This window comes from Methylocapsa sp. D3K7 (genome assembly GCF_029855125.1).
Classification (GTDB): Bacteria; Pseudomonadota; Alphaproteobacteria; order Rhizobiales; family Beijerinckiaceae; genus Methylocapsa.
The window spans coordinates 3,506,425-3,520,526 of sequence record NZ_CP123229.1; the positions used below are offsets into that span (position 1 = coordinate 3,506,425).

Genomic DNA, 14,102 nt, shown 5'->3' on the forward strand with positions numbered 1-14,102 from the left:
CTGATTCCCTTGGCGCGGAGGATTCGCGCCATGCCATCAGCGGTGAAATTGCGAGAGGACTATTTGGCCAAGGAGCTTCGGGTGTTGGCCCGGCGCTCAAAGAACGTCAACCAGAGTCGCCGGCTGTTATCGCTGGCGGCAGTGCGGGACGGGATGGATCGGAGGGCGGCGGCCAAGATCGGCGGGATGGATCGGCAGACGCTGCGCGACTGGGTCCATCGCTTCAACGCCACCGGGCCAGAGGGCCTCATCGACAACTGGACAGAGGGCCCCGCGCCGCGCCTGTCAGCCGCGCAGTTGGCCGAGTTCGCGACAATCGTCGAGGCCGGGCCGGATCGTGAGAAGGATGGCGTCGTGCGTTGGCGCCGGGTGGACCTCAGGCGCATCATCGCCGAGAGGTTCGGCGTCGACTTCCACGAGCGCTACGTTGGAAAGCTTTTGAAGAAGCTCGGCTTCTCGCACATCAGCGCAAGGCCGCGCCATCCAGCCCAGGACGAACAGATCGTCGAGGCGTTCAAAAAAACTTCCCGCGCGCGCTGAAGGCTCATCTCGACAAACTGCCAGAGACGACGCCGGTCGAAGTCTGGTTCCAGGACGAAGCCCGGATCGGCCAGAAGAATGGCCTCGTCCGCCAGTGGGCCAGGCGTGGAACGAGGCCAAGGCAGCCCGCCGACCAGCGCTACGACAACGCCTATCTGTTTGGCGCGATCTGCCCCGCCCGCGGCGTTGGGGCGGCCCTCGCGTTGCCTTATGCGGACACCGGCATGATGCAGCTCCATCTCGACGAAATCTCGCACAACGTCGCCAAGGGTGCGCATGCCGTCCTGCTGCTCGACAGGGCCGGATGGCACACCACCAGCCAGCTCAACGTGCCCGAAAACATCACGCCGATCTTCCTGCCTTCGCGCGCGCCGGAACTGAACCCGGTCGAGAACATCTGGCAGTATCTGCGTCAGAACTGGCTCTCAAACACCGTCTTCGAAAATTACGATGCCATCATCGACGCAGCCTGCGCCGCCTGGCGAAAGCTCATAGCCCAGCCTGAAACAATCACATCCATCGGGATGCGAGAATGGGCTCACGTCGGTCAGTCGCTATGACCTTTGGTATAACCCCAATCCAACACGAAATGTGTCGGAAACTGCGTCCCGTCTGTCTTGATCTGACCCGCCTCGCCGGCGGCACGCCGCAAGCCCGGCTTTGTGACAAGCGGCTTTAGAATCGCCGGCAGCACGGCGCGGTTGATGTAGGCGCCGAAACACCCATGCAACCCATACCCCCAAAGCATGTAGTCGCCCCAGGGCCTATCGGTGCGAAACGATTCGGGAGACTCGATTTTCAGCGGATCGAACATCGCGGAAAGGTTTGACGCCAGCACCATGGTGTCTTTGGGAATTCTCCTGGCGCGGAAACTTCCTGCCGCGATCGTGGTGTCGCGAGTGGCGCGCCGGAAGATAATCGGGTTGATGGGATTGAAGCGGAGAGCCTCGAAAACATGCGCGGCGAAAAGTTTATCGTTGCCGTCGAGCGCGGCTTGCTCGGCCGATGCGAGTACCAAGGGACGGTCGAGCAATTGTTCCAGTGCCTGCACGGCCGCCCGGGAGATGGTGGGGATCGCGCCGATCACGAGCCCGACAAGGTTGTTGCGAATGCTGACATCATCCATGCCGGGTAGGCCGGCCGCCTGCATGACAAGGCAGCGCCCGATCACATCGTCTTTCGTCTCTCCGGATGCCTTGCGGTTGGCAATGTCCCTGTCGATCACAGAGCAGCAAGCGGCGGCAGCGTTGAGGGCATCGCGTTCCAGCTCCGGATTGCCGCTGAGATCGGCGAACAGATAGCGGAACATGAGTGTCGCCCACTCGATGAGGTCGCTATCGGGAGCGCCGGTCACACCGAAATAATCGGTGACGATCGCAGCCGGCACGAGCTGGCTGAGTTCGGGCGGCATGTCGATGCGGCCGGATTTTTCGGCGACGAGCTTTTCGGCGAGACGCCGGGCCAGTGGTTCAACGATTGCAGAGACATCGTCACGCCGGGTCGCAAGACGCATGTTGGAGACGTCGCGCTGATAGAGCGAGGTGTCCTGCATCCCAAGAAAAAAATTCTCGCCGGCCGTAATCGCCCGCATCTTGGGTTCGTAGACAACCTCAAAATCGGCATTCCGGTCGAGCACCTCGACCACATCCTCATACCGGGTCACGAGGGCAGTCCCGGTATTTGGATAGGATTTGATGAGGCGCTTCGAAGTCACCGGCGAATTGGGTAGAAAGGCGCGCAAAAAGCGCAGTGCGAGCCTTTGGGTGAGCGGCTCCTGAAACGCCGTGCCGAATTTCTCCTTGAGGCTCGCGCCTTTCGCCGAGAAGACGGCAGCGGGGATCTGATAAAGTGTAAAGAGCCCCTCGGCGGTCATGCACAAGCGCACACCAAGAACCGTGACGAAATTCGGCACACGCATCGCTTGATACCTCCGGATTTTTTACGTGGGGTCGACGACGCCCATGCCGATCATCCGCAGCGCGGTCATGCTCGGAACGAAGAAATATTCGCCGCCGCGCGTCTCAACGAATTGCGGGATACCTTCGACGATGAAGGGGGGCTTGCCGGATTCCGGATCCGATGGAATGACGAATTTGGCCTTGGGGCCATTTTTGCCGCCCGCCGTTCCATCCGAATGATTGCCCGTGAGCGGGCAGGTGTCGCTGCCCGCGCCCGCGTCAAGCCCATAATTGATCCATTGCTGTTGCACGAATTCGAACTGCCGGACCAGGCTGGCGCAGATGACGAGCATTACGATTCCACGCTCTTCCGAGCCTGGCGCGACATGCGCGGAATCATCATAAGGCAGGCCGCGCCTGAGAATACGGCGGCGATTGTTCAAGATTGAACCGTCCTCTCCGGTCGGGTCCATCGAATCGCGCGTATTGACTCGCCTTACATGAGAGGTCACCGGGCATTTTATGCCCTCTTTGTCGCCGCGAAAGGTGAAGTCCATGAGAGCGAGTTCACGGGCCTTCTCGTCCGTCATCTGCCGAAGCTTGTCTTGAAATTCATGCCACGCCTCCACGGTCGGCGCGAGCGCAAGAGGAATCCCGTCAGACCAGCGGCCAGCCATTTTCGCCATGAGCAGTTCGCGCGCATCTTCGAGATTCTGAATGCCGCAGACTTTAGCATAATCCCTGGCGGTTTCTTGTATAAAATTGCGGAAAGCGGCGACGTTTTGATGCAGCTTGCGATAGGCCATGAAAGTGCCGTTGCGGCTGAAATCGAGCGGCATCGTGGCGCAGGCAGCCTCCTGCGCTTCGTCGGGATAGCCGAGCAGGAATTCGCCGGTTGCGAGAGGCCGCCAATTGCCATGTCCGTCAAGCGCACCGTTGCCTGTTGCGACCGTCTGCTCGTGTTCGTCTGGGTATTGGCCCTCAAAGACAGGATCCCCGAGGGCGTCGGTAAAGCCAAAATGCTCTTTTGGCGTGGGTTCGTATTGGCCATCCTTCCGGGTGAGGATGGCGGTCAGTTCCTGATACCGCCGCATCTCTTGTCCCGGCTGGTTGTGGCCGGTAAGGAGCGTTACGCCGCCGTTTTTCTGGGCGAGCGTTTCGATGTCCCGGGTCATCGTGTTGAGCGCCGGGACGGCGCCTCCCGTGAGCGGAGTCATTTGCGCGTTGAGCATGACGAGAATATGGACCCTGTTCTCGTTCGGGCCGATCCCGCCGCGCGCACTTTTGCTCCAGACCTCGTCCCAGGGCATCGACCCGGCAAAATCGTCACCAAGCATCGGCGCCCGCGCGGCCATGCCGTCAATGAACTCGTCCGGCATCCCGCGCAATGTGCGAATCGGAATGCCGAGCGCGAGCAGTCCGTACCAGGTAAAAGCGATATTGACCGTGATTTCCGGCCGCGTCACCGCGACCTTTCCGGTCGGGATGTACGTCGACTTCGAGGGCCAGCGCAAAGCCGTCGTGATCTTCGGCAATAAGTCGGTCACGAATTTGCGCCCAGAATCAGGGTTGCTGACATGGAAGACCATGAAACGGCCCTTGGGAAAGCCGAGCTTTCCATAGGCGGTGAGAATATTGCCTTGAATATCGGCGAGATCGAGTTTGACGGCCATGTTGCCCCTCTAGATGCCGATGATGCCCGGCGGTTGCGTGGGGCCGCCGAGGTTATCAGGTTGATGTGCGTCGACATATCTTCCGAAGGCGGCGTGGAGTTCCTCCGCCGACGCTGGATCGACCGCCCGCAGCTGGTTGTCGATCACGAAACGGGTGAACGTCCGCTGCAGGTAAAGGGCCTTGAGAACGGCGGGGAGATTGGAGTCTGGTGCCGGTGGGAATGGAACCGCGCCCGCTGCCATGACGCTCCTATAGGCCTGCCAGATGACGACACCGATTGTTGCCACGCCGAGGAGAGACAAAATTATGCTTGGCATCGCGGCAAAGAACCACACGATAAAACCAAGCGCCAGCAATGCAAGGCCAGCGGCCGCGGGAATGAAATATTTGAATTTGTCGGCAGGCCATGTCGGGAGATTGAGCGGGTCGATGTAATAATCATTAAATGGCATTGTCGTTTCGAGCTGGCACCTCGCGATATATTTCGCAAAAGACTCTGGGTCGTTCACGCCATCAAACTGCTCGCAATGGGAGAATATTTCGCGCAACTCCGGTTCCATCGTGTTCCACAGAGTGGCAAGATAAGAATCGCGCTCCGTATCGGCGCCGCTCGCGGCGTCAAAATCGGCGGCAAAAAATAGAAACGGACAGGCCAGATGATCTTGCGGTTGCGGGACCACGAGGTTGATTTTTGACTTACGAAACACGTTCCGAAGAGCAAGAACAATCGAGTTTTCTGTCTTGCGGCCGGGATATGCGATGTCGTCGATGATCACGAAGCGGGCAAAATGGTTGCGCGCGTTCCGCGCGAACGGGCTTTGGTCTTCGCAACAGGCGGGCGTCTGCTGGGCAGGGGGCAGCATGGCGAGCCGCTTTCGCAGCGCATGCACAGGCGAGGTGGACGCGCTTCCTTCCTCGGTCGTATCAGTTTTGACGGGGACGAGCGCCGTCAGGAAATAGTGACCGCCATCGAATGTCGGCATGAAAGGCTCCTTGCCAAGACCGCAGGTCAGAGGGGGTTTTGGGCGGCGGCCGGCTGATCGCGGACATAGGCCGCGCGGTATTTGTCGGCGTTCTCCGTGTCGTTGCTGGCGACGGGCGCATACCCTTGGTAACCAAGGCCGTTCTGAATTTTGCACAGCGCTTCGACATAGGCCTTTTGAAAAGCCTCGGGGGGAAGGGACTTATGTTGTCCCTCAAGATCGAGAAGGATGCGATGGATGCGCAGCGCCGATTTGATGTCGCGTTGCGCGGCGCCAGGGGTTGCATTGTAATAGTAATCCGTATCGATCTGATTCGCCCGGATATAGTTCTTGAACGGTGTTATGGGGATCGAGTGTGGATATCGCGTGCTGGAAAACCAGAATAGGTCGAGGCCATTCGGAATGCCGTCCGCGAAGGCGTCGATATATTGGTCCCAGGTGCCGTTGAAATTGCTGCAAAACAGCATGTAGTCATTTTGCAGCGTCTGCTTGCCCTGGCCAAGGTCCGGCCATTGATCCCGCTTGATGATCACCCATCGTGCGAAATGAATGATCGACAGACCAAGCAGCCCCCCTAGGAACGACGGAATCGCGCGCGACGTCATGAAGAGCGCCCGCTGGATCCAAGTCATCCACGGGGGCATGGGCGTGACGGCGTTCATGCCGTAAGCCTTACCGGCGACGTTGGACATTCCCCCTCCCAGTCTTGCGGGAAACGGCGCAAACGGCCAGTCCCAGGCCCCCGCGCCTCGCCGCAATCTTGCTTTTCACGGCCCCGAAAATGATGGCCGCCTGCCGTTGGTATTATTATGCCCTGATTTTGGTGGCAGAGGCAAGGCTTCCTAGGAATGCCTCTTTGACCGGAAGTTCGCGGGCGGGCGCCTTGCGCACCAAAAACCCGTATTTTTTGAAAGGCATTTCGCAACGTAATATCGCAAGCAACCAATTGTTATCGGGTCCGGGTCTAGTTAGGAGGGACCGCATTGAGGCCAGGCACAATGAGAACGACACGCACGCATGCCACGCAGACCGCCGGAGCCACGGAACATGATCATCTAGGTCCGAAACTCGGGGATTGTTCCGCTAATCCGGTTGATTCGGAGTCCAGCGTTGCCGTTGCCTATCTCAAGCAATTCAAAGAAATGGTGAATTTGATCGAACAATTGCCAGACACGCCCGAATTGATTGGCGATATCTTAAAATGGCAGCCAACAACCTATCAGGATTATTTTAACGCCTCCGCGATGCCTGGGCGTGTCTCCGCCGCCGATGTTTATGCCTCTTTGAACCGCTGCGTTCGGCAAAGTTTCGAGGGCGTGGTTGACGATCTAGACTGCAAAGCTCTCGGCGCGGTGGCCGTGATCAGGCGCCATTACAAGACCCACGGCGAAGCCCGCCCCGATATCATGACGGGGATTTGCGCGCGCGCCGGTAACCATCTGCGGGAAGTGCTCGGCAAGGCGAACGATCTCGTCAGCCAAGTGCCGGTCACCACGGCCAAATTCGTGCCCCGCCCTGGAGCTTCGCAAGCTTGAGTGCGGCAATCCAGATAAGGTTGGCGGCGAGGCTTGGTGCGGCCCCATTATGAATGCGATGTATGCGCAAAATCCCAACTTTTTGAAGGGATGCACCAGGGTGGCACTGGCGCGGCGCCCTGGTTTGGCTTAAGGTTTTTGATGCGCCTTTGCCTTTCCTCGCGCACGGGATTACACCCGGCTCATCGAGACCCCGCTCTCTCCCTCATTCTGAATGCGTTCATCAAAGCATGCGTCTGTCCCGATATTTCCTGCCGATTCTTCGTGAGACGCCCAAAGAGGCCGAGATCGTCTCGCACCGGTTGATGTTACGCGCCGGCATGATCCGCCAAGAGGCGGCCGGGATTTATTCCTGGCTGCCGCTCGGGCTTCGCGTTTTGCAGAAAGTGGCGACAATCGTGCGCGAAGAGATGGACCGCGCGGGGGCGATTGAACTCTTGATGCCAACCCTTCAACTGGCGGATTTGTGGCGGGAGACCGGCCGCTACGAGGCCTATGGGCCGGAAATGCTCAGAATCAAGGATCGTCACGAACGCGAATTGCTTTATGGCCCGACAAATGAGGATATGATTACCGGGATTTTTCGCGCCTATGTGCGAAGCTACCGGGATTTGCCCAAAATCCTCTACCACATCCAATGGAAATTCCGTGACGAGCAAAGGCCTCGTTTCGGTGTCATGCGCGGCCGCGAATTCCTGATGAAGGACGCCTATTCCTTCGATATCGACGAGGCGTCGGCGCGGCTGTCCTATAACAAAATGTTCGTCGCCTATTTGCGGATATTTGCCCGTATGGGCCTGAAAGCGATCCCTATGCGTGCCGAGACGGGGCCGATAGGCGGCGATTTGAGCCATGAATTTCTAATTTTGGCGGAGACTGGCGAGTCGGCCGTATTTTGCCACGCCGATGTCTTGGATTTGCCTATTCCCCCCGAGAATACCGATTATGAAAGTGATCTTCTGCCGGTCATCCAGCAATGGACGGCGCTTTACGCAGCAACCGGAGATGTTCACGACCAAGACCGGTTCGAGCGGGAGACACCAGAAGCAAAACGCATTCACACGCGGGGCATCGAGGTGGGCCAAGTGTTTTATTTCGGTGACAAATATTCAAAGCCGATGCAGGCTTTGATTACCGGGCCGGACGGCGCCGAGCGGCCCTTCCAGGGCGGCTCCTACGGGGTCGGCGTGTCGCGTCTTGTCGGCGCGCTGATCGAGGCCAGCCATGACGAAAACGGGATCATCTGGCCCGAACCGGTCGCGCCTTTCAAAGTCGGCATCGCCAATCTCAAGGCCGGCGATGACGTGACGGATGCCGCCTGCGAGTTGATCTATGACGCACTCGAAAAAGCTGGCGTGGACGTACTCTATGACGACACCGATGAGCGGCCTGGTGCCAAATTCGCCAAGCTCGATCTGATTGGACTGCCTTATCAACTTATCGTTGGCCCAAAGGGGCTCGCCTCAGGTACTGTCGAACTCAAGACAAGGGCGACCGGTGCGCGCGAAAACCTCGATGCCGCGACGGCAATCGCCAGGCTTGCGGGTTCGTGATGGATGCTATGAAAGGAACCCGCCCATTCGCGCCTTTCGAATGGATGATTGCGTTCCGCTACCTTCGCGCCCGCCGCAAAACGAGCTTCGTTTCGGTGATCGCGCTTTTTTCGTTCCTCGGGATTGTCCTTGGTGTCGCGACACTGATCGTTGTCATGTCGGTGATGAACGGCTTTCACAAGGAATTGCTGGACAAGATCGTCGGCATCAACGGCCATATCTTTCTCCAGGCGGCTGATACGCAGTTCACGGACTTTGACGAAGTCGTGACACAAGTGGCCGGCGTGCCTGGTGTGAAATTGGTCGTGCCCATGATCGAAAGTCCCGCAGCCGCATCCACTGCCAACATGGCGTTTGCGTTGGTGCGAGGGATAAGGGAAGCGGATATCAAGCAGCTGCCGGGCATTGCCCACAATGTGAAGCTTGGCACGCTTGACGGCTTCGATACCGCAGGTGGCGTGGCGATAGGTCAAAGACTCGCGGAGAATCTTGGGCTGAGGATCGGCGACAAGGTCAAGATTTTGATCGCGAATGGTGCGCAGACGCCGTTCGGTGTCACGCCGCGGAGCAAAGTGTATCCGGTCACCGCCATCTTTCAGATTGGCATGGCGGAGTTCGATAATCTTTTCGTTTATATGGCGTTGCCCGAGGCGCAAGGATTTTTCAACAAGGATAATCAGGCGAGCGTCATTGAAATTTTTCTTCGCCAGCCAGAAGACATAGATTCGGTGAGAAGCAAAATCGACGGGACGGTGATGCGGCCGATGATCATGACCGACTGGCGCGAGCGCAATAAGACATTCTTCGACGCGCTGAACGTCGAGCGCAATGTCATGTTCATCATTTTGATGCTGATCGTGCTTGTCGCGGCACTCAATATCGTGTCTGGGCTTATTATGCTGGTGAAGGACAAGGGCCGGGATGTCGCGATCCTGCGGACCATGGGCGCGACGCAAGGCGGTGTCATGCGTATTTTTCTCATCACCGGTGCGTCGATCGGCGTTGCCGGAACAATTGCCGGCTGCTTGCTTGGCCTTGTCGTTGCGAACAATGTCGAAGCGTTCCGGCAGATGCTGAACCGGCTTCTCAACGCAAATCTGTTCCCGGCCGAACTCTATTTTCTGTCCCGTCTGCCATCGGTGGTCGATCCCAGCGAGGTTTTTGCCGTCGTCGTGATGACACTCACCTTGTCGGTTCTAGCAACGATTTATCCGTCGTGGCGCGCTGCGAAGCTCGATCCTGTCGAAGCGTTGCGTTACGAATAGCTATGACCGCGCCAATCCTCCAACTCGACAGGCTCGAACGGCGCTACGATCAAGCGGGTTCTCCACTCGAGATTTTGCGCGGTGCGGATTTTTGCTTGATGGCCGGGCAGTCCGCCGCGCTGGTCGCTCCGTCCGGCGCCGGCAAATCGACACTTCTCCATATCGCGGGACTTCTCGAAAAGCCCGACTCGGGAGAAGTGTTTATCGCGGGCGAAGCAACGGTCGGCATGAGTGATGCCGCGCGAACGACTTTGCGGCGGGGCGAAATCGGTTTTGTCTATCAGTTCCATCATTTGCTGCCGGAATTTTCGGCGCTTGAAAACATCATGCTGCCGCAGATGATCGGCGGGCTGTCGCGGCGCGAGGCCAGCGAACGCGCCATGCAATTGCTTCACTATCTTGGATTGTCGGCCCGCGCGAGCCATCGGCCCTCGGAGCTTTCCGGCGGGGAGCAGCAGCGCGTGGCGATTGCCCGGGCGGTCGCAAACGGGCCGCGGCTCTTACTGGCCGACGAGCCGACCGGAAATCTTGATCCGAAGACCGCCGACCATGTGTTTGCGGCGCTTGAGGCGATTGTCCGGGCGACGGGACTTGCGACCCTCATCGCAACCCATAACATGGAGCTTGCCGCGCGCATGGACCGGCGGGTCACTCTGCATGAAGGGCTGTTGGTGGAATTTGATTAGTGTGCGGCGCGGGTCAGTGGCGCCATGCCCGGCCGTTATGGCTGAAGCATGGCTTCAGATGCGGCAGCTTCGGCGCAGTCTGGCAATTCAAGCCAAAAAAGATTACATGACGGGCGTCGTGGAGGAACCTCATGTCAAATTCGATTGTCATCACCGTGCCGCACGATCTTGGTGCCGAAGAAGCAAGGCGGCGGATCGTCGAGCGGCTCGATCGCTTGCGCCATGACTATGTGGATAAATTGGCCTACAGCGAAGTGAATTGGAGCGGCGACACCGCGGATTTGCGGGTCGTGGCCTTTGGTCAAACGGTCACGGGAAAAATCTGCGTCATGAGCGATTCCGTGCGTGTCGAAGTGCAGCTACCCTGGATCCTCGCCGCCCTCACCAACAAGATTCAAGGCGTTCTCAAGACCAACGCGGAGGAATCCTTGCGGATCGGGCACACCCCGCCAAAAGTCTGAACAGAGCGACCGGGCAGAGGGGTTTGTGCCAAGCCACTTGGCCCTTACTTTATGGCGACCATCACATCAGAGGCTTTGATGACCGCGTAGGCTTGCACACCTTTTTTAAGGCCAAGTTCGTCGACCGATTCATTGGTGATCGAGGAGGTTACGATTTGGCCGCCTTTGAGTTCGATCTCGACATGCGCGGTGGTCGCGCCCTTGTGAACTTCCTTGATCGTGCCTTCGAGTGCATTGCGCGCTGATATTTTCATTTCTTTTCCCCAGTCATCACGATGGCACGAGGACGGTACTTCGTTCGCGCCTTACGATGCGGTTTTAAATTTGCCGCTTAGATACGGGACGATACTGACATACATCAAATCTTTGCCTCAGACTGATAAATTTTCGATAGGACAATCTTGACTGGGCTGACAACGCTCCCGCGAAATGAGCCAAAGTGGAACAGCGTGCATTTGATCAAAGCGAAGTCTTCGCCTTCCTGGCGGACCCCGCGACGCACGGGCTGAGTACGCCAGTCAAACGCATAGATACGCATGGGGCGGCGGTTTTCCTCGCAGGCAAGGATGTTTACAAAGTCAAGAAAGCGGTGCGCTTTCCCTTCATGGATTTTTCGACACTCGACAAGCGGCAGTTGGCCTGCGCGCGCGAGCTTGTGGTCAATCAAGCCAATGCTCCGGATCTCTACCTTGGCGCGGTTCCAATTTCACGAGAGGATTCCAAATTAAGGTTGGGAAGTGGTGGGCCGATCATCGAATGGGCCGTGCATATGCGGCGCTTTGATGAAAACCAGACGCTCGATAATTTAGCCGAACGCCACGAACTCAATTTTGAAATGATTGCCCGTCTTGCTTGCGCCGTCGCCACGTCGCACCGACGCGCGCCAGTTATCATAGGAGCAAATTCGCCCGGCGTGCTGGAAGCTCAGATCGAGGAAACGCTTGTCTCCCTCGAAGCAGAACAAGACGTCTTCGCGGCGCGTGCCGCCGCGTGGCTTCGTCAGGCAATGCAGCAAGCTTTAAATCGAGGAAAACCCTTGCTGCGAGAGCGCGAAGATCAAGGATGGGTGCGCCGCTGCCACGGAGATCTGCACTTGCGCAATATCGTCTTGATCGAAGACCGGCCGGTGTTGTTTGACGCGATTGAATTCAACGAGGCATTCGCGACATGCGACGTGCTTTATGATCTGGCGTTTCTGCTGATGGATCTGTGGACGCGCGGATTGCGTCGCCATGCGAATCTTTTGTTCAACCGGTATCTCTGGACTTGTGATGATATCGAGACGCAGCTCAAGGGCCCTTCGCTGATCCCGCTTTTCCTTTCCTTGCGCGCCGCAATTCGCGCCAAGGTGATCGTTCTTGAGCCTGGCGGAGCGAAGGATCACGCACGGGAAGCTCGCCATTATTTCGAGGCGGCTTGCGAATTTCTGGTGCCGCGGCGGCTTGATTTGGTTGCCATCGGTGGATTGTCTGGCTCCGGCAAAAGCTCGCTTGCCGCCGCGCTCGCGGGATCGATCGGATGTGCGCCCGGTGCCGTGCATCTGCGCAGCGATATTGAACGCAAGCGGCTGTTCAATGTTCACGAGTTCGACCGCTTGCCAGAGGCGGCCTATCAGCCCGAAATCACGGAACGGACGTATCAGCGTCTGCGGGATTTGGCGGCAATCGCGCTCAACGCTGGCCAAAGCGTCATCGTCGATGCCGTGCATCTGCGCCCGGAAGAACGCGAGGCGATAAAGCTGGTCGCGAGCCAGAACAAAGCTCATTTCACGGGCCTATGGCTCGAAGCGTCAATCGGCCAGCTTATGCAACGTGTCACCACGCGCACGAGGGATGCCTCGGATGCCACAGCAGGTGTCGTGTCGGCACAGGCGAAACAGAAAGCCGGAGCGATGGATTGGCATCGCGTGGATGCCTCGGCGCCGATTGAGGAAATCACGAGCTGTATTCTTGCCGCACTCTAATGATCAGTAAGGGGGCGGAAGCAACACCGCCGCGCCCTCCAACCGTCCGGCTCGCAAATCAGCGAGGGCGCTGTTTGCTTGATCGAGCGGATAGGTCGTAATCTGCGTTTCAATTCCTGCTTCCGTGGCAAAGGCAAGAAATTCGAGTCCATCCCGCCGCGTGAGATTGGCAACAGAGATGATCTGACGTTCTTCCCAAAGCAGACGATATGGGAATGAAGGGATGTCGCTCATATGGATCCCGGCGCACACGACGACTCCACCCTTGCGTACCGCCGCGAGGGCGGCAGGCACCAATTCACCGACTGGCGCGTAGATGATCGCCGCATCCAGCAGCTCGGGCGGAGGTTCAGCGGAGCTGCCGGCCCAGGCGGCACCGAGGCGCAAGGCAAAAGCCTGCGAGGCTGTGTCGCCTTGGCGCGTAAAAGCAAAAACCCGACGCCCTTGCTTGAGTGCGGCCTGCACGATGATATGGGCCGCCGCCCCAAACCCATAAAGACCGAGCGTCTTGGCGTTGCCTGCGAAGCGAAGCGAGCGCCAGCCGATGAGACCGGCACAAAGCAAGGGCGCCAGCGCTGCCGCCTTGCTGTCTTCGCGCAACGGAAAAGCATAGCGCGCATTGGCAATCGCGTGGGTCGCATAACCGCCATTTCGCGTGTACCCTGTGAACACCGGCCGGTCGCAGAGGTTTTCCCTTTGGCTGGCGCAATAGGGACAGACGCCGCACGTTGCCCCTAGCCAGGGGATGCCAACTCTCTCGCCAATTTTGAGATTATCCACACCCGGGCCGAGTGCATCAATACGCCCGACAATCTCATGGCCAGGAATGATCGGCAATTTTGGGTCCGGCAGTTCTCCGTCAACGACGTGAAGATCCGTCCGGCAGACGCCGCAAGCCTCAACCCGGACGCGCAGCTCGCCGGGGCCCGGAAAGGGATCAGGCAATTCCTCAAACACAAGAGGCGTGCCTATTGTGTGCAGGACCATGCCGAACATTACAAGTCTCTTCAGATGGTCATTTAGACGGGTTCCACTGAGGCGACTTGAAACGTGCGCAACTCATCCTCCTCACGGACGGACACATAATCTCCAATATTGAACTCGTCCGAGCTGAAATGATAACCTGTCTCATCGGCCTGGTCGCCGCCGACATCGTAGCGAAAAGCCCAGGCTCCACCGGGCTTGCGCACGAGATGGCCGATATCATCGGCTTCGTTTGGACGGAACCGGACGACGCGGCAAAAGTCATGGAATTCATGCCACAAATTGAGATCGATCCGGCCCTTATCATCGAGCGGCGCAATGAGTGTGTAGCCGATCAAAGCGCTTCCCTCGGGATGGCCTTTTTCGCGCGCGAGTTCCAGGCGAATGCGCCGGAAGGCAGGCGGAAGCTTTGCCCAATCAAGCTTTGTTGGATGCTCCAAATGTTTCATGCGATCCTCAAGGCGCTTTCTCTTCCTTGCCGGAAGCCTTTACCCGCCAGATGCTGGGCTGCTCGTGTTATAGGAATTTAGCGCGGTGGCGGCGTTTCGAGATTGATTTTG

General features: G+C 58.2%; 14 protein-coding genes. 7 read left to right on the forward strand and 7 right to left on the reverse strand.

Features of this window, described 5'->3' with window-relative positions:
* Positions 1–30: 30 nt before the first annotated feature.
* Positions 31–1,100, forward strand: a protein-coding gene (locus QEV83_RS16505; protein ID WP_280127821.1) for an IS630 family transposase whose coding sequence is annotated in 2 segments (ribosomal slippage) — positions 31–517 and positions 517–1,100 — 1,071 coding nt in all. Because the reading frame shifts where the segments join, the coding sequence is not laid out codon by codon here.
* On the opposite strand, the gene QEV83_RS16510 is transcribed toward QEV83_RS16505, so the two are convergent.
* Genes QEV83_RS16510 through QEV83_RS16525 form a run of 4 tightly spaced genes read right to left on the reverse strand, consistent with a single transcriptional unit; the run spans position 1,088 to position 5,787 of the window.
* Positions 1,088–2,458, reverse strand: a complete 1,371-nt coding sequence (locus QEV83_RS16510) for a cytochrome P450 (protein WP_280128764.1) — start codon at positions 2,456–2,458, stop codon at positions 1,088–1,090. The two genes, QEV83_RS16505 and QEV83_RS16510, sit on opposite strands and share 13 nt — an antisense overlap.
* Positions 2,459–2,479: 21 nt before the next feature.
* A complete protein-coding gene (locus tag QEV83_RS16515; RefSeq protein WP_280128765.1) occupies positions 2,480–4,111 on the reverse strand; it encodes a hypothetical protein in 1,632 nt (543 codons plus the stop codon).
* 9 nt (positions 4,112–4,120) lie between these two features.
* Positions 4,121–5,095, reverse strand: coding sequence for a hypothetical protein (locus QEV83_RS16520; protein ID WP_280128766.1), 975 nt, complete (start codon positions 5,093–5,095; stop codon positions 4,121–4,123).
* 26 nt (positions 5,096–5,121) lie between these two features.
* Positions 5,122–5,787, reverse strand: a complete 666-nt coding sequence (locus tag QEV83_RS16525; RefSeq protein WP_280128767.1) for a hypothetical protein — start codon at positions 5,785–5,787, stop codon at positions 5,122–5,124.
* A 306-nt stretch (positions 5,788–6,093) separates the two neighbouring features.
* Between QEV83_RS16525 and QEV83_RS16530 the strand changes: the two genes are divergently transcribed.
* The 5 genes from QEV83_RS16530 to QEV83_RS16550 all read left to right on the forward strand — a co-directional run bounded on the left by QEV83_RS16530 (position 6,094) and on the right by QEV83_RS16550 (position 10,595).
* On the forward strand, positions 6,094–6,630 hold the full coding sequence (locus QEV83_RS16530; protein WP_280128768.1) for a hypothetical protein: 537 nt from the start codon (positions 6,094–6,096) through the stop codon (positions 6,628–6,630).
* 230 nt (positions 6,631–6,860) lie between these two features.
* A complete protein-coding gene (gene proS, locus QEV83_RS16535) occupies positions 6,861–8,183 on the forward strand; it encodes a proline--tRNA ligase (protein ID WP_280128769.1) in 1,323 nt (440 codons plus the stop codon).
* Positions 8,183–9,448, forward strand: coding sequence for a lipoprotein-releasing ABC transporter permease subunit (locus QEV83_RS16540; RefSeq protein WP_280128770.1), 1,266 nt, complete (start codon positions 8,183–8,185; stop codon positions 9,446–9,448). Before proS ends, QEV83_RS16540 begins: the two co-directional genes overlap by 1 nt.
* Before the next feature lie 2 nt (positions 9,449–9,450).
* Positions 9,451–10,134 (forward strand): ABC transporter ATP-binding protein, encoded by a 684-nt coding sequence (locus QEV83_RS16545; RefSeq protein ID WP_280128771.1) that lies wholly within the window; start codon positions 9,451–9,453, stop codon positions 10,132–10,134.
* A 131-nt stretch (positions 10,135–10,265) separates the two neighbouring features.
* Positions 10,266–10,595: a polyhydroxyalkanoic acid system family protein gene (locus QEV83_RS16550; protein ID WP_280128772.1), complete on the forward strand. Its 330-nt coding sequence runs from the start codon at positions 10,266–10,268 to the stop codon at positions 10,593–10,595.
* 44 nt (positions 10,596–10,639) lie between these two features.
* Here QEV83_RS16550 and QEV83_RS16555 read toward each other — a convergent pair whose 3' ends face one another.
* The gene (locus QEV83_RS16555) at positions 10,640–10,849 is read right to left on the reverse strand and encodes a molybdopterin-binding protein (protein ID WP_280128773.1); all 210 of its coding nucleotides are present in this window, start codon (positions 10,847–10,849) and stop codon (positions 10,640–10,642) included.
* A gap of 185 nt (positions 10,850–11,034) precedes the next feature.
* Here QEV83_RS16555 and QEV83_RS16560 point away from each other — a divergent pair, with 185 nt between their 5' ends.
* Positions 11,035–12,558: an AAA family ATPase gene (locus QEV83_RS16560; RefSeq protein WP_280128774.1), complete on the forward strand. Its 1,524-nt coding sequence runs from the start codon at positions 11,035–11,037 to the stop codon at positions 12,556–12,558.
* A gap of 3 nt (positions 12,559–12,561) precedes the next feature.
* Here the strand turns inward: QEV83_RS16560 and QEV83_RS16565 are convergent, their stop codons facing one another.
* Together QEV83_RS16565 and QEV83_RS16570 are read right to left on the reverse strand one after the other, a co-directional pair.
* Positions 12,562–13,554 carry a zinc-dependent alcohol dehydrogenase family protein gene (locus QEV83_RS16565; RefSeq protein ID WP_280128775.1) on the reverse strand — a complete coding sequence of 331 codons (993 nt, stop codon included), beginning with the start codon at positions 13,552–13,554 and terminating at the stop codon, positions 12,562–12,564.
* Positions 13,555–13,577: 23 nt separating this feature from the next.
* The gene (locus tag QEV83_RS16570; protein WP_280128776.1) at positions 13,578–13,991 is read right to left on the reverse strand and encodes a hypothetical protein; all 414 of its coding nucleotides are present in this window, start codon (positions 13,989–13,991) and stop codon (positions 13,578–13,580) included.
* Positions 13,992–14,102 lie beyond the last annotated feature (111 nt).